We start from the raw sequence: 16,972 nt of genomic DNA, 5'->3' as shown, positions 1-16,972 counted from the left end.
TGAAAGGAACCACCAGTGCTCATTGCACAGCGCCCCACGCTGACCGAAGAAGTCGTCGCTGACCACCGTTCGCGTTTCATCATCGAGCCCCTGGAGCCGGGCTTCGGCTACACCCTCGGCAACTCGCTGCGTCGCACCCTGCTGTCCTCCATTCCGGGCGCGGCTGTGACCAGCATCCGGATCGACGGTGTGCTCCACGAGTTCACCACCGTCGCCGGCGCCAAGGAGGACGTCACCGAGCTCGTGCTCAACGTGAAGCGGCTCTCCGTGTCCTCCGAGCACGACGAGCCCGTCGTCGCCTACCTCCGCAAGGAGGGCCCGGGTGAGGTCACTGCCGCGGACATCACTCCGCCGGCGGGTGTGGAGGTCCACAACCCCGACCTCCACCTGGCCACCCTCAACGAGGACGGCAAGCTGGACATGGAGCTGACCATCGAGCGCGGCCGCGGCTATGTGTCGGCCTCGCAGAACAAGGTCGCGGACTCGGAGATCGGCCGCATTCCGGTCGACTCCATCTACTCCCCGGTCCTGAAGGTGAGCTTCAAGGTCGAGGCGACCCGTGTCGAGCAGCGCACCGACTTCGACAAGCTGATCGTCGACGTCGAGGCCAAGCCGTCGATGGCTCCGCGCGATGCACTGGCATCCGCGGGCACCACGCTGGTCGAGCTGTTCTCGCTGGCCCGGGAGCTCAACGTCGCCGCCGAGGGCATCGAGATCGGCCCCTCGCCGACCGACGCCGCCCTGGCCGCCGACATGGCTCTGCCCATCGAGGACCTGGAGCTGACGGTGCGCTCCTACAACTGCCTCAAGCGCGAGGGCATCCACACCGTGGGTGAGCTCGTGGCACGCTCCGAGGCCGACCTGATGGACATCCGCAACTTCGGTGCGAAGTCCATCGACGAGGTCAAGGACAAGCTCACCGAGCTCGGCCTGTCCCTGAAGGACTCCCCGGCGGGCTTCGACCCGACCGCCGCGCGCTTCCAGGAGGCGGGCGAGGGCGAGTACCTCGAGGGCGAGCAGCAGTTCTGAGCGCCTGACGCACACGACATCATCTGCGCGTCGCGGGGGCTGTGACCCGGCGGCGCACCATCCAAGGAGAACGAGACAATGCCTACCCCCACCAAGGGACCGCGCCTGGGCGGGAGCCCGTCGCACGAGAAGATGATGCTGGCCAACCTGTCGGCCAGCCTGTTCGAGCACCGCTCGATCACCACCACGGTGACCAAGGCGAAGCGTCTGCGTCCGTACGCAGAGCGCCTGATCACCATCGCCAAGAAGGGTGACCTCGCGGCTCGCCGCCAGGTGGTCGGCAAGATCAGCGCCAAGAACTCGACCAACCAGGCCATCATCCACGAGCTGTTCACTGTGATCGCTCCGGCCATGGCCCAGCGCGAGGGCGGCTATACCCGCATCACCAAGATCGGCAACCGCAAGGGCGACAACGCCCCCATGGCTGTCATCGAGCTCGTCATGGAGCCGGTCTCCCCGAAGCAGGCTGTGGTGAAGGAGGCCGAGCAGGCCGCCGCCGCCCCGGTCGAGGAGGAGTCGGTCGAGGAGGTCGCCGAGGACACTCAGGTCGAGGAGGTCACCGAGGAGACTCCCGCTGAGGAGACTCCGGCTGAGGAGACTTCCGAGGAGACCGAGGACAAGTGACCCTTCCGGGCCTTCGGGTCCGATGATCCGGCAGAGCGCCTGTCCTGACGGTTCTCCGCGCCGCGCATCGTCAGCACGCCGTGACGATGTGCCCTCGGCATCGCAGAAGCCCCCGATCCCCTGGAGGGGATCGGGGGCTTCTGCGTGTGCGGGCTGCGGTGCGGAGCCCGGATACCCTGGTGTCCATGGCAGATGTGCGGATCCGACTCGACCTGGCCTACGACGGCGGCGCCTACCGCGGCTGGGCCGCCCAGCCGGGGCTGCGCACCGTAGAGGGTGTGCTCACCGAGGCGCTGGCCACCCTGATCCGTCGGCCTGTGAAGGTCGTGGTCGCCGGGCGGACCGACGCCGGGGTCCACGCCCGAGGCCAGGTGGTGCACCTGGACCTGAGCCGCGCCGAATGGGAAGGTCTGTCACGGGGCCGGGACATCGCGCCCGAGGAGGCGATCCTGCGCCGGCTGGGCGGGGTGCTGGCCCGCGAGGACGGGGCTGTCGTCGTCCACAGCGCCGCCGAGGTCCCGGCGAGCTTCGACGCCCGGTTCTCGGCCCTGAGCCGCACCTACACCTACCGGATCGCCGACCATCCCGCGCTGCGGGATCCGCTGCGTCGGGCGGACACCGCCTGGCATCGCGCGCGGCTGGACGACGCGCTCATGGCAGCTGAGACCGTCGGGATGCTGGGGCTGCATGACTTCGGCAGCTTCTGCCGGCCCCGGGAGATGAGCACGACCATCCGAGAGCTGCAGGAGTTCAGCATCGCACGCGGGGACGACGGCGTCATCGCGGCCCGGCTCACCGCGGACGCCTTCTGCCACCACATGGTGCGGGCCCTGATCGGCGCGACGATCGACGTGGGGGAGGGGCGCCGTGAGTCGGGCTGGCTCATGGAGCGGCTGGGCACGCCCAGCTGGGACGCCGCAGTGCGGCTGGCCCCGCCGCGAGGACTGGTGCTGGAGTCTGTGGACTACCCGCCCGACGATCAGCTGGCCGACCGTGCGGAGCAGACTCGGGCCACGCGCCCGACACGCGGATCCTGAGCCGCGGACGAATTGTCATGCGATGCCTGCTGTGACACCCATGACATCGACTGATGTGATCTTTCGCACGCAGTGTGCGGAGTCACGCATCGATTGCTCCAGCGCTATAGCTCTCTGACCAGGGGTGATGTTCCACTCATGGCGTGCCGAGAGGCTGAGAGCGCTTCCTGCCTGGTGATGTAGGGTGCCACAGTTCGCATGCGTTGCGACCTGGCTCATAGGACGCAGCTCACCGGTTCAGACCTCTTCGACTCAAAGGATCACCCTCTGATGAGCACCACCACCACACGATCGCAGGACCCCGCGGTCACCGCCGTGACATGGGTCGTGCTGGTCGCCGCGTTCGGCGGCTTCCTCTTCGGCTTCGACACCGCCGTCATCAACGGTGCGGTCGGCGCCATCCAAGACACGTTCGGCCTCTCTGAGGTCCTGATCGGCTTCACCGTCTCCTCCGCTCTGCTGGGCTGCATGGTCGGCGCCTGGATCGGCGGCACGCTCTCGGACCGTCTGGGTCGCGTGCGCGCCATGCTCATCGCCGCCGCCGCTTTCTTCATCTCCGCGTTGGGCTCCGGCCTGGCCTTCGACACCGTGGACCTGATCGTCTGGCGCGTGCTCGGCGGCGTCGGCGTCGGCATGGCCTCGGTGATCGCCCCGGCCTACATCGCCGAGGTCGCGCCCACCAACCTCCGGGGACGCCTGGGCTCGCTGTGGCAGATGGCCATCGTCATCGGGATCTTCGCCGCGGCCGTCTCCAACGCCTTCATCTCCAACCTCGCCGGTGGGGCTTCCGGGGAACTGTGGTTCGGCGTCGACGCCTGGCGCTGGATGTTCCTCATCGAGGCGATCCCCGCCCTGATCTACGGCCTGCTGGCCACCTCCATCCCGGAGTCGCCGCGCTACCTGGTCTCGCGGGGCGACGACGCCCGCGCGGCGACGGTTCTGCGGGAGGTCGTGGGCCTGCGCCAGGACGACGAGATCCGCGCGAAGATCCAGGAGATCGGCCGGACGATCAACATGGAGTCCCGGCAGCGACTGCGCGACCTGCTGGTCTCCGGCAAGGTCATGCCCATCGTGTGGGTCGGCCTGGGGCTCGCGGTCTTCCAGCAGTTCGTGGGGATCAACGTGATCTTCTACTACTCCAACACGCTGTGGCAGTCGGTGGGCATCCCCGAGGACCAGTCGTTCCTGATCCAGGTCATCACCACCACGGTGAACATCGTGGCCACCGTGGTCGGCATCATCATCGTGGACAAGGTGGGCCGCCGCATTCCGCTGGCCGTCGGCTCTGCCGGCATGGCCCTGGGCCTCGGGATGATGGCGGTGGCCTTCTCCCAGGCCGTCACCGTCGGCGACGACGTCCAGCTCCCCGGGGCCTGGGGCGTGGTCGCCCTGATCTCGGCCAACGTGTTCGTGCTGTTCTTCGGCGCCACCTGGGGCCCGTTCATGTGGCTGCTGCTGGGGGAGATGTTCCCCAACCGCATCCGCGCCATCGCGCTGGGGGTGACGGCGTCGGCCAACTGGGCGGCGAACTTCGTGATCTCCACGGTCTTCCCGTCCATGGCGGAGCTCTCGCTCGTCTTCGCCTACGGCTTCTATGCGGTCTCGGCGCTGCTGTCCCTGGTCTTCGTGCTCAAATGGGTCCCGGAGACCAAGGGCCGCGAGCTTGAGGACATGGCGGAAGGCGCCTACACCAAGCAGGACTGAGCCCGCAGCCCGGATCCATCGGGCGCACCGGGGCAGTGCGCAGACGACGGCCGGTCACGTCCCTCAGTGGGGGGAGGTGGCCGGCCGTCGTCGTCCGTCCCTCCGACACGCGGCGGAGAATGACGACGGGCATGCGCATGCCCGTCCTGCTCGCGGGGCCGAACCGCCGCAGGAGGCTGGGCCAGAGCCCGCCGCACGTGCCAGGGGTGGGCAGCCTCAGGGGGCCGCCCTCACCCGTCGATGACGGCGACCAGCTCGTCCAGGAAGCTGCCGAAGTCCTGCCCGCGGCGCAGCAGCCGCTGGACGGACTCGCGTTCGCTGAAGACCTCGACGAGCTGTTCGAAGATCGTCTGGAAGGCCTCGCGCTCGTCCTCGCTGAAGGCGACCAGCGCGACCACCTGGATGCGGGCGTCGCCCCAGGGGACGGAGCCGTCGGCGATGCCCAGAGCGATGGCCGTGCGCGTGGCGGTCATCTGCAGTGCATGCGGCACCGCCAGGGCCTCCGTGAACGCCGTGGAGGAGAGCCGTTCCCGCTCCACGGTGCGGTCGATGTAGTCCTGGTCGATCACTCCGCGGGCCGCCAGCGGAGCACCCAGGGCGCGGATGGCCTCCTCCTCGTCCGCGGTGTCCAGCGGACGGATGAAGGCGTCCGGGCTCAGGTAGCGCTCGAGCTCCTCCCGCAGCCGGGCCAGCCGTCGGCCCCGGCGGATCCGGGAGGCCGCCGTGGTGATGCGTTCCAGGTCCGCGTCGGTGAGGAACGGGGGCAGGGTGACGGTCCGTTCGTCGCGGTGGGGCGGTTCGATGGTGGTCAGCACCAGGTCGGTGTCGATCGCCGCCCAGTCGGGGTCCACCCGGGTCTCGACTCCCGTGACCTCGATGCTGGGTCCCAGGGAGCGGGCGATCCGGGAGCGCAGCAGCTCGTGCAGCTCGTAGTACCCGGGGCAGACGATGGTGGCGGTCAGTACCGTCTCCGCCATCCGGCGGCGCTCGAGACGGCCCCCCACATGCATGGCGATGTAGGCGATCTCATCGTCGTGGATCTCCACGTCCAGGCGGCGGCCGACGTCGTTGGCGATGGACACCGCCACCTGGAAGATCATCGGGTAGGCGGACTTCAGGGATCGGGTCAATGGGTTGCGGGCGGTCGCATGCTCCCGGGAGCGCAGCACCAGGTTCTGCACGTGCAGGCCGAGGCGCCGGATGAACTCCTCGTCGACGATGTCCACCAGGTACCCGTGGGCGGCGTGGGTGACGGCCTGCCGCACGGTGGCCTCGATCTCCGGGTCCAGCCGCACCTGCTCCTCGGCGGCCCCACCGGGGGCGACCACCCGGGTCAGCACCAGGGAACTGAGATGCTGCAGGTCGCCGGGGCCCAGGGCGACGTCGAAATGGCGTCGGCTCAGCGCATCGAGGGTCGCCCCCAGGCGGTGCTGATCGTCGCTGGGCTCCCCGTGGGTGCTGTGCAGGGCGCGGCCGCGCGCGACCCGGTCGGCGGCGATGGCGGCGTGCAGGGCGACGTCGGCGGCCGCGAACTCGTTGACGTACCAGCCCAGCGAGGCGAGCTCGGCGGCCAGCTCCCGGGTGAAGGTCCCGAAGGCGGCGCTGTCCACGGTGCCGAGCCCTGCGGCCCGCCGCAGAGCCTCGACGTCGAAGGTTCCCTCCTCCATCTCCTCATGGGCCAGGCGGGAGACCAGCCGGCGCTGGGCCAGCTCGTCGCCCACCAGGCGCACCCGCGGTCCGCTGCGTCGAAGCTGCAGCTCGGTCCCGTCCAGCAGGCCGCGGACACGCGCAAGGTCAGACTCCACCGTGGCGTCGCTGACGTAGAGCGTCTCGGCGGTCTCATAGACGTCGAGCCCTTCCTCGGCGGTGAGCAGCGCCCGCACCAGCCGGTGCAGCCGGTCCCGGGGAGTCTCCCGCTCGCCGCCGGCCCTCAGCCCGGCGAGCACGGGTCGGTTGGCGCGGTAGCCGGAAGGCCCTGACTCGACGGCGTCGCCGCCGGGAGTGCGGGCGTTGATCGCCGCGATGTAGGAGCGCACGCTGCGCGGCGTGACGCCGAGCAGGTCCGCCAGCGCGGCCGCCGTGGTCCAGCCGCGGTCGCGCAGCAGCAGGGTGACCAGCTGGTCCTGGCGCTGCCGCGTCATCGCATGCCCCCTCGGCGCCGTCGTTCCATGGCAGGTGCCGCCCGCCTGCGCTCGGGCGGCGGGAGGATCCACGCCTACGATACCCGCGCCGCGTCTCCGGGTCCTTGGGCGACCGGCAGGTGGCGGGCCGGTGACCGGCAGATTTCCGGGGAGGCGGAAACTTCAATGGTTGTGACGGGCATCGCGGCGCGCGGAGAATCACAGTCAGGAGAAGAAGGAGCTGATGATCGATGGAGATCCTGGTGGTCTGCGGCGCCGGTGCGTCCAGCACATTCGTGGCCCAGCGCGCCCGCGCCGCTCTGCAGCGGGCGGGGCTGCCGCATACGGTGCGTGCCGCCGCCGACTCCGCACTGTCGGGGGACCTCGATGACGTCGACCTCCTCCTGCTGGGGCCCCAGTTGGCCGCCTTCCGGGAGCAGGTCCAGGACCGCCTGGACTCCTACAGCATGCGCATCCCCCTGGTGACCCTTCCCCCTGACATCTTCAGCGACCTCGACGGATCCCGCACCCTTGCCCTGATCCTCGAGTCGCTCCCCGTCGACCGCAATGACCCCGAGGAGACCTCATGACCTCGTCCCTGCTGCCGCACGCCTCCTCCCAGGAGGTCGCGCCCGCTGTGTCCGCTGCTTCCGCCGCGCCCGCGGAACAGCCCGCTCCCGGGGCGCGCACCCTGACCGGCACCGGCGTGGGGCAGGGTGTGGCCCTGGGGCCCGTGGCCCGGATGGCGGCCCCTCTTCAGGCCCCGGGGGAGGAGCCCAGCGCCCTGACCCCGGAGCAGGAGCACGCTCGCGTGCAGGAGTCCGTGGTCGCCGTCGCCCAGGACCTCGCCGCCCGGGGCGAGGCCGCCGGCGGAACGGCCCAGGGCGTGCTGCAGGCCCAGGCGATGATGGCCCAGGACCCGGCCCTGGACAAGGCGGTGCGGGCCCGTCTCGGCGACGGCGCCACCGCGGAGCGGGCCGTCCATGAGTCCTTCGAGCAGTTCCGTCGCCGCCTGGAGCAGGCCGGAGGCTACCTGGGGGAGCGCGCCGCCGACCTGGCCGACGTCGCCCAGCGCGTCATCGCCCACCTCTCCGGGCTTCCGGCCCCCGGCGTCCCGGACCCCGGCCATCCCTTCGTGCTGGTGGCCCAGGACCTGGCCCCGGCCGACACCGCGCTGCTCGATCTGGAGAAGGTCCTGGCGGTGGTGACCATCGAGGGCGGGCCCACCTCCCACACCGCGATCCTCGCCCGGGAGAAGGGCCTCACCGCCGTGGTCGGGGTGGCCGGGGCCGCCGAGCTGACCGATGGTGAGACCGTGGTGGTCGACGCCGCCGCCTCCGCGGTGGAGACCTCCCCGAGCCCTGAGCGTGAGGAGGAGGTCCGCGCGCGCATCGCGGAGCGGGCCGCCGCGGCCTCCGCCCCGGTCACTCCGGGGGCGCTGGCCGACGGGACCCCGGTGCCGCTGCTGGCCAACCTGGGATCGCCGGAGGGGGCGGCCGAGGCCGTGGAGCGCGGCGCCGAAGGTGTGGGCCTGTTCCGCACCGAGTTCCTCTTCCTCAGCGCGGAGACCGCTCCGGACGTTGCCGCCCAACGCCACGCCTACCAGCAGATGCTCGAGGCCTTCCCCGGGCAGAAGGTGGTCATCCGACTGCTCGACGCCGGCGCGGACAAGCCGCTGCCGTTCCTCACCGACGCGGACGAGGAGAACCCGGCGCTGGGGCGCCGTGGCCTGCGCGCCCTGAACGCGCAGCCGGAGATCCTCCGGGGCCAGCTCACCGCGTTGGCCGAGGCCGCCGCCGCCACCGAGGCCGACCTGTGGGTCATGGCTCCGATGGTCTCCACCGCGGAGGAGGCCGAGGCGTTCACCGCCCTCGCCGCCGAGCACGGGCTGCGCACCGCCGGGGTGATGGTGGAGGTCCCCTCCAGCGCCCTGATCGCCGACCAGCTGCTGGCCCGCACCGGTTTCGCCTCGATCGGCACCAACGACCTGACCCAGTACACGATGGCCGCCGACCGGCTGCTGGGCTCCGTCGCCGAGCTGCAGGACCCGTGGCACCCGGCGGTGCTGCGGCTCATCGGCGAGGTCGGCGCCGCCGGAGCCCGCCAGGACCGCCCGGTGGGGGTGTGCGGCGAGGCCGCCGCGGATCCGCTGCTGGCCGTGGTGCTGGTCGGCCTGGGAGTGCAGACGCTCTCGATGGCTCCGGCCGCGATGGCCGATGTCCGCGCCGAGCTGGCCCGACACACGGCCGAGGCCGCTCGGGCCGCGGCCCAGGCGGCGCTGGCCGCCGCCGGCGCGCAGGACGCGCGCGAGGCGGCCCGGGCGGCGCTCGCCGACGTCTCCCGCTGACCTCTCTTCTCATCCACCCACATCACTCGCCCCGACGGGGCACCTGACGAAAGGCATACGCCATGACGACGACGTCGACGTCGCCCGCGGCGCAGAGCTCGGAGAGCAGTTCTCCAGGCAGTCTGCGCGTGGGGGTCCAGAAGTTCGGCTCCTTCCTCTCGGGCATGATCATGCCCATCATCCCCGCGCTCATCGCCTGGGGGATCATCACCGCCGTGATCGTGAACGTCAACGAGTTCACCGAGGGCACGGCGGCCACGGATGCGTTCGGCGAGATCATCGGCCCGATGATCCACTTCCTGCTGCCCATCCTGATCGCCGTCCAGGGCGGCAAGATGATCTACGACGTCCGGGGCGCCGTCGTCGGCGCCACGGCCACCTTCGGTGTGATCATCGGCTCGGACTTCCTCATCGCGCAGGCCAATGCCGCGCTGCCGGAGGGGGCTGACGAGCTGGGGCAGATCCACATGTTCATCGGCGCGATGATCATGGGTCCGCTGGCCGCCTGGGTGATCAAGCGGCTGGACGCCCTGTGGGAGGGCAAGGTCAAGGCCGGCTTCGAGATGCTGGTCAACATGTTCTCCGCCGGCATCACGGCCTTCCTGATGTCCGTGGTCGGCTTCTTCGCCCTGGCGCCGATCGTCAACGCCCTGATGGACGTCCTCGGTGCTGCGGTGCGGTTCCTGGTGGACAACGGTCTGCTGCCGCTGACCTCGATCATCATCGAACCGGCGAAGGTCTTCTTCCTCAACAACGCCATCAACCATGGCGTGCTCACCCCGCTGGGCATCTCCGAGGCCGCGGCGGAGGGCAAGTCCATCCTGTTCCTGCTCGAGGCCAATCCCGGCCCCGGCTTCGGCGTGCTGATGGCCTTCACCGTCTTCGGCGTCGGGGCCGCCCGGGCCACGGCTCCGGGGGCGGCGCTGATCCAGTTCGCCGGCGGCATTCACGAGGTCTACTTCCCGTATGTGCTGATGAAGCCGGCCCTGCTGCTGGCCGTCATCGGCGGCGGCGCCACCGGTGTGGCCACCAATGCGCTCTTCGACTCGGGCCTGCGTGCCCCTGCCGCGCCGGGTTCGATCTTCGCCGTGCTCATCCAGACCGCCTCGGACTCCTACCTCGGCGTCACTCTCTCGGTGATCCTCTCCGCCGCGGTCAGCTTCACCATCGCCGCGTTCATCCTGCTCGCCAGCCGGAAGCGGGACCTGCAGGCCGAGGACTCCTTCTCCGACGCCGTCGCACGCACCGAGGCCGCCAAGGGCAAGTCCTCGGCGGCGCTCGCCGGCCTGGCCGCGCAGGCCGCCTCCGGGGAGGCCGCCGGCCGCATCAACTCGATCATCTTCGCCTGCGACGCCGGCATGGGCTCCTCCGCGATGGGAGCGTCGGTGCTGCGGAAGAAGATCAAGGACGCGGGCATCGAGGGCGTCACGGTGACGAACAAGGCGGTGGCGGCGCTGCCGGGTGACACCGACCTGGTGATCACCCAGCAGCAGCTCACCGACCGAGCCCGTGGGCAGGAGCCGGAGGCCATCCATGTCTCCGTGGAGAGCTTCATGGACGCTCCGGAGTACGACGAGGTCGTCGAGCTGGTCCGCAGCCGGGCCGAGGTCGGCAGCGCCCAGCCTGCTGCGGTGGGTGCCGGAGCTGCGGCACCGGCAGCGAGCGAGCCCTCAGGCTCGGCGACCGGTGGGATCCTGGCCCTGGACCGGGTCCGCATCCACTCCGGCTCCGCCACCCGGGACGAGGCCATGGCCGAGGCGGCGGCAGCCCTGGAGACCGCCGGCGCGGTCACCGGGGACTACCTGGCCGCCATGTATGAGCGGGAGGAGACCGTCTCCACCTTCATGGGCAACGAGCTCGCCATCCCGCACGGCACCAACGAGGCCAAGGACGCCATCAAGGCCTCCGCGCTCTCGGTGGCCCGGTACGACGACGGCGTGGACTGGGGCGGCCAGCGGGCCACCTTCGTCGTCGGCATCGCCGGAGTGGGGGACGAGCACCTGCAGATCCTCTCCCGCATCGCCCGGCTGTTCGGGGACAAGGCCACCGTCCAGCGGCTCAAGGAGGCCACCAGTGAGGAGGAGCTGCTCGAGCTGCTCTCCGCGGTGGACGAGGGTTGACCATGGAGAGCACAGGAGGACCAGTCATGAAGGCCGTGCATTTCGGCGCAGGCAACATCGGTCGGGGCTTCGTCGGCCTGCTGCTGCACGAGGGAGGCTATGAGGTCGTCTTCTCCGACGTCGTCGCGCCCCTGGTGCAGGCCTTGGACGCCGCGGAGAGCTATACGGTCCATGAGGTCGGCGACGGCGGCACGGACCGGGTGGTCGACGGGTTCCGCGCGGTGGACTCCGCGCAGTCCCCGGAGGCTGTGGCCGAGGAGGTGGGCACCGCGGAGGTGGTGACCACCGCCGTCGGGCCGATGATCCTGAAGCACATCGCCCCGCATGTGGTGGCCGGGCTGCGGCGGCGCGCCGCGGATGCGCCGCCGCTGCAGGTCATGGCCTGCGAGAACGCGATCGGCGCCACGGACACCCTGGCCGGACATATGCGGGAGCATGCCGGGGCGGACTGGGAGGAGCTTTCCGCCCGGGCGGTGTTCGCCAATACGGCGGTGGACCGCATCGTGCCCGGACAGCCCGAGGGTGCGGGGCTTGACGTCACCGTGGAGCCCTTCTACGAGTGGGCGATCGAGCGTGGGCCGTTCGGGGAGAACCCGCCGCACATCCCCGGTGCCCACTTCGTGGACGACCTCGGCCCGTACATCGAGCGGAAGCTGTTCACCGTGAACACCGGGCACGCCGCGGCCGCCTATCTGGGCTCTCGGGCCGGTGCCGGGACCATCGCCGAGGCGCTCGCCGACGACGCCGTAGGGTCCGGGGTCGCCGCCGCGTTGGAGGAGACCTCCGCGCTGCTGGTGGCCAAGCACGGCTTCGCGGCCGAGGACATGGCCTCCTACCGGGAGACCATCCTGGGGCGGTTCCGGAACCCGGCGCTGCCGGACACCGTGCAGCGCGTGGGTCGCCAGCCGCTGCGCAAGCTCTCCCGCCACGAACGGCTGATCGGCCCGGCCTCCCAGGCCGTGGAGCAGGGGCTGGGAGCGGAGGCGCTGCTCGCCGTCGTCGACGCCGCCCTGGACTTCCGGGACGCCCACGACGAGCAGGCGAATCAGCTGGAGGGCCTGCTGGCGGATCTGCCGCCGAGGGACTTCGTGGAGCAGGTGACCGGGTTGGAGGCCGACCACCCGCTGGCCGGGCCGGTGGAGGAGCTGGTGGCCCGCCGTCGCGGCTGATCCCGCCCCCACCCTGCCGCCTGTCCCCGCCATGTTCGTTCGTCCGTCCCTGTGGAATACCGTAGGGACGAACGAACATGGCGGGGACAGACGCGTCTGGGGGTCACGGCGCAGCGAACCCGAGCTGACGGACGAGATGGACGAGGAGCTCGTCGCTGACCGGGGAGCGGGAGCTCACATTGCCGCGGTGAGGCCCACCCGGTATAGTGAACGGTTGTTGTGCGTGTCCACTCCTGCGTGGGCTTGTGTCGAGGCGGTTCAGTTGCATGACCGTATGCCTCCACGAGCGGCAGGGGAACTCACGGGCCCGGCATCTTCCCAGCCCTCACCTGGGAAGCCGGACGGCGCACTCGCGAAGAAACAGCCACTGGCGCATGGTGACTCTCACACCACCGCGTGCCCGGTGCGCTGAACCGTAGAACACCGACCGAAGGCATCATCACCGTGCGTACGTACACCCCGAAGCCTGGCGACGCCGACGCTCAGTGGCACATCATCGACGCCACCGACGTCGTGCTGGGTCGTCTCGCCAGCCAGACCGCCGCCCTGCTGCGCGGCAAGCACAAGCCGACCTTCGCTCCTCACCAGGACATGGGCGACTTCGTGATCATCATCAACGCCGAGAAGGTCGCCGTGACCGGCGACAAGGGCCAGAAGAAGCGCTACTGGCGCCACTCCGGCTTCCCGGGCGGCATCTCCTCCATGACGTTCGACGAGATGATCGAGCGTCACCCGACCCGTGCTGTGGAGTTCGCCGTCAAGGGCATGCTCCCGCACAACAAGCTCGGTGCCGCCCAGCTCAAGAAGCTGCGCGTCTACGCCGGCCCGGAGCACCCGCACGCGGCCCAGCAGCCGAAGCCGTACGAGATCTCCCAGGTCGCTCAGTAGTCCTGGCCACCCGACACGAGAACATTTTCAAGGAGAACCGTGGCTCAGAACACTGAAGAGCTGAACACTGCCGAGGAGCTGACCAGCTACACCTCGGAGTCCGCCCCCGTCCAGGAGACCGGCGAGACCGAGCGCGCCCCGCTGACCGTCGGCGGCGCCGCCATCGGCCGTCGCAAGCGTGCTCGCGCCCGCGTCCGCATCGTCCCCGGCTCCGGCCAGTGGACCATCAACGGCCGCAGCCTGGAGGACTACTTCCCGAACAAGCTGCACCAGCAGGAGGTCAACGACCCCTTCACCCTGCTGGGGCTCGAGGGCGCCTATGACGTCGTCGCCCGCATCGACGGCGGCGGCCCCTCCGGCCAGTCCGGCGCGCTGCGCCTGGGCATCTCCCGTGCGCTCAACGAGATCGACCGGGACCACAACCGTCCGGCGCTCAAGAAGGCCGGGTTCCTGACCCGCGACGCCCGCGCCGTGGAGCGCAAGAAGGCCGGTCTCAAGAAGGCCCGCAAGGCTCCGCAGTACTCGAAGCGCTGATCGTCTCAGCCGCTCCGGCCTCGCCCCGCTGATCCAGTGGTGCGAGCGCCGCAGGAGGACCCCCGCTCGGCACGTGCCGGACGGGGGTCCTCCTGCGTCTGCGGCCGGTTCGCCCGGTGGCCCCAGGCGGTCCGAGCGCGCGTTCTGCCCACCGACATCACGTCTGCACCGTCAGATCTGAGGGGGCAGACGTGATCTGGCGGTGCAGGTCATCGGCCGGCGACGGTGTCGGTGCAGGAGCACTGCTCGGCTATGGCTAGACTTGTCCGCATCATGGCACGACTTTTCGGAACCGACGGAGTCCGCGGTGTGGCCAATGGGCTGCTGACCGCGGAGCTCGCACTCAAGCTCGCCCAGGCCGCCGCAGAGGTGCTCGGCCACCGCCGCACCGAGGGCGGTCGCCGCCCCGTGGCGGTGGTCGCCCGTGATCCCCGCGTCAGCGGAGAGTTCATCTCCGCGGCGGTGCAGGCGGGCCTGGCCAGCGCCGGCGTGGACGTCCACGACGCCGGCGTCCTCCCCACCCCGGCTGCGGCCTTCCTGGTGGCGGACATCGACGCGGACTTCGGTGTGATGATCTCCGCCTCCCACAACCCCGCCCCGGACAACGGGATCAAATTCCTCGGCCGCGGCGGGCACAAGCTCGACGACGCCCTCGAGGACGAGATCGAGGACCAGCTCGCCCACGAGCCGCCCCGCCCCACGGGTGCGGAGGTCGGTCGGGTGCAGCGCTTCGCGGATGCGGAGGACCGTTATGTGGTCCACCTGCTGCGCTCTCTGGGGGAGACCTCCCTGCGTGGCCTGAAGATCGTGCTGGACTGCGCCCACGGCGCCGCCTCCGGGTGTTCGCCGCAGGCCTTCACCGACGCCGGTGCGGACGTCGTCGTCATCGGCGCGGACCCCGACGGCATCAACATCAACGAGGGTTGCGGGTCCACCCACCTGGACCAGCTGCAGGAGGCGGTGGTCTCCCAGGGCGCGGACCTCGGCATCGCTCACGACGGCGACGCCGACCGTTGCCTGGCCGTGGACCACACCGGCGCCGTCGTGGACGGCGACCAGATCATGGGCATCCTGGCCCTGGCGCTGAAGTCCGACGGTCAGCTGAAGGACGACACTCTGGTGGTCACGGTGATGAGCAACCTCGGGCTGAAGCTCGGCATGAAGAAGGCCGGGATCTCCGTGGTGGAGACCGCCGTCGGCGACCGCTACGTGCTCGAGGGCATGCGCGCCGGCGGATACTCGCTCGGCGGCGAGCAGTCCGGGCATCTGATCTTCTCCGACTATGCGACCACCGGCGACGGGGTGCTCACCGGGCTGCAGCTGGCCGCCCGGGTGGCCGCCACCGGCAAGCCCCTGCAGACGCTGGCCGCTGAGGCCATGGACCGGCTGCCGCAGGTCCTGGTCAACGTCTCCGGAGTGGACAAGGCGCGGGTGAAGACCCATGACGCCGTGCTGGCCGCCGTCGCGGAGGTGGAGGGTCGCCTCGGGGAAGCTGGCCGGGTGCTGCTGCGTCCCTCCGGCACCGAACCGGTGGTCCGGGTGATGGTGGAGGCCTCCACAGCGGAGATCGCCCAGGAGGAGTCGGAGTCGCTGGCGCAGATCGTCCGCGCCGAACTGGCGCTCTGAGCCCTCCTCACGGTGGCTCACTGACAACAGAGACGGGGCGCGGCCCGGAGCATCAGCTCCGGACCGCGCCCCGTCTCCGTGAGCCCCCTGGGGGCAGCTGTCAGCGCGTGGCCTGCTGCTGGAGCAGGTCGCGGATCTCGGTGAGCAGCTGGGTGTTCGGCTCGACCTCCTCCTCGTCTTCGATGCCCAGCCGGCGCTTGCGGGCCTCGATGATCTTGTTCATCGGCACCACGACCACGAAGTAGATCGCGGCGGCGATGAGCAGGAAGTTGACGATCTGGGTGAGCAGCACCCCGAAGAGCAGCTGATTGCCGTTGAGGGACACCACAGCGAAGCTGTCGAAGTCGGGAGAACCGACCAGCGCGGAGATGAGCGGCATCAGCACGCTCTCCACCAGGGCGTTGATGACGGCGGCGAACGCGGTGCCGATGACCACGGCGACGGCGAGGTCGACCACGTTGCCCTGCAGAATGAAGTCCTTGAATCCCTTGATCATGGGGCGATTCTAGGCATGCGATGTCAGGGCCGTGTGCAGGTCCGGGAACTTTCTTCAGCGTGTCGCGGCACGCTGCGGCTCACTCTTCGCCGGGGTAGCGCGGGGCGGCGGGCTCGCCCCAGTACTCCTCCAGGGTCACCCCGGCCTCGAAGACCGCCTCGGCGGTCTCCTCGCCCACGTAGCGCAGGTGCCAGGGCTCATAGGCGTAGCCGGTGATGTCCTCGGTGCCCTCCTGGTAGCGGATGATGAAGCCGAACCGGTGGGCGTTCTCCGCCAGCCAGATGCCTTCGGCGGTGTCGCCGAAGCAGGCGCCCATCCCGCAGGTGGGGTTGTCATAGGCGATCACGTCGGCGGCGAGTCCGGTCTGATGCTCCGAGTGTCCGGGGCGTGCGGTGTACTCATCGGCTCCGGCGACTCCCAGCTCCGCGGCCCGGCCGTCATAGAGCTGCTGCTGATAGCCGTAGGAGCGGTAGGCGCTGGTCAGCGTCATCAGCAGGCCCTCCGCATCGGAGGCGGAGAACAGCTCGGCGAGCGCATCGGCGGCCTGTTCGCGCAGCAGCATGCCGTCGTAGGAGGACCGCACCTGCGGGGTGGTCAGGTCGTCAGGCTGGTGGTCCAGCGGGTCGAGCGGGTTGAGCCTGTTGACCAGCACATGGATCGAGTCCGGGTCCGACGAGGCCTCGCTGACCGGAGGGTAGAAGTCCTCCGGGCCCACGGTCTCCGTCCGACGCGGCTCCGGCTCGTCCTCAGCGGTGCCGTCCTCCGTCGCCGCATCCTCCCCTGAGGAGGCGTCGTCGTCCTCTGCACCGTCTGCGTCCTCCTCCTCGGTGCGCTCGTCCTCGGTGCGCTCCGGTTCGTCGGTGCTCTCAGCGACCTCCGTCGTCTCCTCGCCGTCTCCCTCATCTCCGGCACCGGACCGGGCGTCGTCGGCAGCGTCCTCATCCGAGGCGTCCGCTGCTCCGTCCTGGGCCGACGACTCCTCTCCTGACTCCTCCTCGGCCGCCTCGTCGGACGCGCGCTCGGTCAGCGAAGCGCCCTGCTCGGCCACGGGCTCGTCGTCGCCTCCGCGGAGGGCGTCGACCAGGCTGGCGCCCAGCCAGCCCGCGCCCACCAGGACGAGCGCCAGCAGCGCGACGGCGACCAGCCGCCGTCGCCGGATCACCGCAGGGGAGGGGCGGCGACGGTGGCGGGTGCCCCCAGACGGAGCGGGCGGGCGCGGCGAGGAGGGGTCCCGCGGTGTGGGGCGGGGGATCGGGGTGCCAGGAGTCACGGGGAGAA

The 16,972-nt window shown here is 70.4% G+C and carries 15 protein-coding genes; 11 read left to right on the top strand and 4 right to left on the bottom strand.

The features are described 5' to 3' along the window. Positions 1-15: 15 nt before the first annotated feature. The 4 genes from Q7C18_RS05215 to Q7C18_RS05200 all read left to right on the top strand — a co-directional run bounded on the left by Q7C18_RS05215 (position 16) and on the right by Q7C18_RS05200 (position 4,394). Entirely contained in the window at positions 16-1,029 is a 1,014-nt protein-coding gene (locus Q7C18_RS05215; RefSeq protein ID WP_311024500.1) for a DNA-directed RNA polymerase subunit alpha, read from the top strand. A 78-nt stretch (positions 1,030-1,107) separates the two neighbouring features. Then, positions 1,108-1,653: a 50S ribosomal protein L17 gene (rplQ, locus tag Q7C18_RS05210; RefSeq protein WP_311024499.1), complete on the top strand. Its 546-nt coding sequence runs from the start codon at positions 1,108-1,110 to the stop codon at positions 1,651-1,653. A gap of 185 nt (positions 1,654-1,838) precedes the next feature. Beyond that, a complete protein-coding gene (locus Q7C18_RS05205; RefSeq protein WP_311024498.1) occupies positions 1,839-2,690 on the top strand; it encodes a tRNA pseudouridine synthase A in 852 nt (283 codons plus the stop codon). Positions 2,691-2,960: 270 nt separating this feature from the next. Continuing rightward, positions 2,961-4,394 (top strand): sugar porter family MFS transporter, encoded by a 1,434-nt coding sequence (locus Q7C18_RS05200; RefSeq protein ID WP_311024497.1) that lies wholly within the window; start codon positions 2,961-2,963, stop codon positions 4,392-4,394. Between the two features lie 230 nt (positions 4,395-4,624). On the opposite strand, the gene Q7C18_RS05195 is transcribed toward Q7C18_RS05200, so the two are convergent. Beyond that, entirely contained in the window at positions 4,625-6,535 is a 1,911-nt protein-coding gene (locus Q7C18_RS05195) for a PTS sugar transporter subunit IIA (protein ID WP_311024496.1), read from the bottom strand. A gap of 230 nt (positions 6,536-6,765) precedes the next feature. On the opposite strand from Q7C18_RS05195, the gene Q7C18_RS05190 reads away from it, so the two are divergent. Then, complete coding sequence (locus Q7C18_RS05190; protein ID WP_311024495.1) at positions 6,766-7,104, top strand: PTS sugar transporter; 339 nt, start codon at positions 6,766-6,768, stop codon at positions 7,102-7,104. Then, positions 7,101-8,861, top strand: a complete 1,761-nt coding sequence (gene ptsP / locus Q7C18_RS05185) for a phosphoenolpyruvate--protein phosphotransferase (protein WP_311024494.1) — start codon at positions 7,101-7,103, stop codon at positions 8,859-8,861. The genes Q7C18_RS05190 and ptsP overlap by 4 nt, the downstream gene beginning before the upstream one ends. Positions 8,862-8,883: 22 nt before the next feature. Here ptsP and Q7C18_RS05180 read toward each other — a convergent pair whose 3' ends face one another. Further along, positions 8,884-9,027 (bottom strand): hypothetical protein, encoded by a 144-nt coding sequence (locus Q7C18_RS05180; RefSeq protein ID WP_237090257.1) that lies wholly within the window; start codon positions 9,025-9,027, stop codon positions 8,884-8,886. On the opposite strand from Q7C18_RS05180, the gene Q7C18_RS05175 reads away from it, so the two are divergent. The 5 genes from Q7C18_RS05175 (at position 9,026) to glmM (ending at position 15,198) form a co-directional block, all read left to right on the top strand. Then, complete coding sequence (locus tag Q7C18_RS05175) at positions 9,026-10,981, top strand: PTS mannitol transporter subunit IICBA (RefSeq protein WP_311024493.1); 1,956 nt, start codon at positions 9,026-9,028, stop codon at positions 10,979-10,981. The genes Q7C18_RS05180 and Q7C18_RS05175 overlap by 2 nt on opposite strands. Before the next feature lie 26 nt (positions 10,982-11,007). Beyond that, complete coding sequence (locus tag Q7C18_RS05170; RefSeq protein ID WP_311024492.1) at positions 11,008-12,150, top strand: mannitol-1-phosphate 5-dehydrogenase; 1,143 nt, start codon at positions 11,008-11,010, stop codon at positions 12,148-12,150. A gap of 444 nt (positions 12,151-12,594) precedes the next feature. Continuing rightward, positions 12,595-13,038 carry a 50S ribosomal protein L13 gene (gene rplM / locus Q7C18_RS05165; RefSeq protein ID WP_070158740.1) on the top strand — a complete coding sequence of 148 codons (444 nt, stop codon included), beginning with the start codon at positions 12,595-12,597 and terminating at the stop codon, positions 13,036-13,038. A 39-nt stretch (positions 13,039-13,077) separates the two neighbouring features. Continuing rightward, on the top strand, positions 13,078-13,572 hold the full coding sequence (gene rpsI / locus Q7C18_RS05160) for a 30S ribosomal protein S9 (protein ID WP_070158737.1): 495 nt from the start codon (positions 13,078-13,080) through the stop codon (positions 13,570-13,572). Positions 13,573-13,845: 273 nt separating this feature from the next. After that, positions 13,846-15,198: a phosphoglucosamine mutase gene (gene glmM / locus Q7C18_RS05155; protein ID WP_311024491.1), complete on the top strand. Its 1,353-nt coding sequence runs from the start codon at positions 13,846-13,848 to the stop codon at positions 15,196-15,198. Between the two features lie 100 nt (positions 15,199-15,298). Here the strand turns inward: glmM and mscL are convergent, their stop codons facing one another. Further along, positions 15,299-15,694 carry a large conductance mechanosensitive channel protein MscL gene (gene mscL / locus Q7C18_RS05150; protein WP_311024490.1) on the bottom strand — a complete coding sequence of 132 codons (396 nt, stop codon included), beginning with the start codon at positions 15,692-15,694 and terminating at the stop codon, positions 15,299-15,301. 79 nt (positions 15,695-15,773) lie between these two features. After that, complete coding sequence (locus Q7C18_RS05145) at positions 15,774-16,964, bottom strand: M15 family metallopeptidase (RefSeq protein ID WP_311024489.1); 1,191 nt, start codon at positions 16,962-16,964, stop codon at positions 15,774-15,776. Positions 16,965-16,972 lie beyond the last annotated feature (8 nt).

The organism is Nesterenkonia sp. CL21 (genome assembly GCF_031705515.1).
GTDB classification, from domain to species: Bacteria; Actinomycetota; Actinomycetes; order Actinomycetales; family Micrococcaceae; genus Nesterenkonia; species Nesterenkonia aethiopica.
This window is presented reverse-complemented; position numbering and strand designations above follow the sequence as displayed.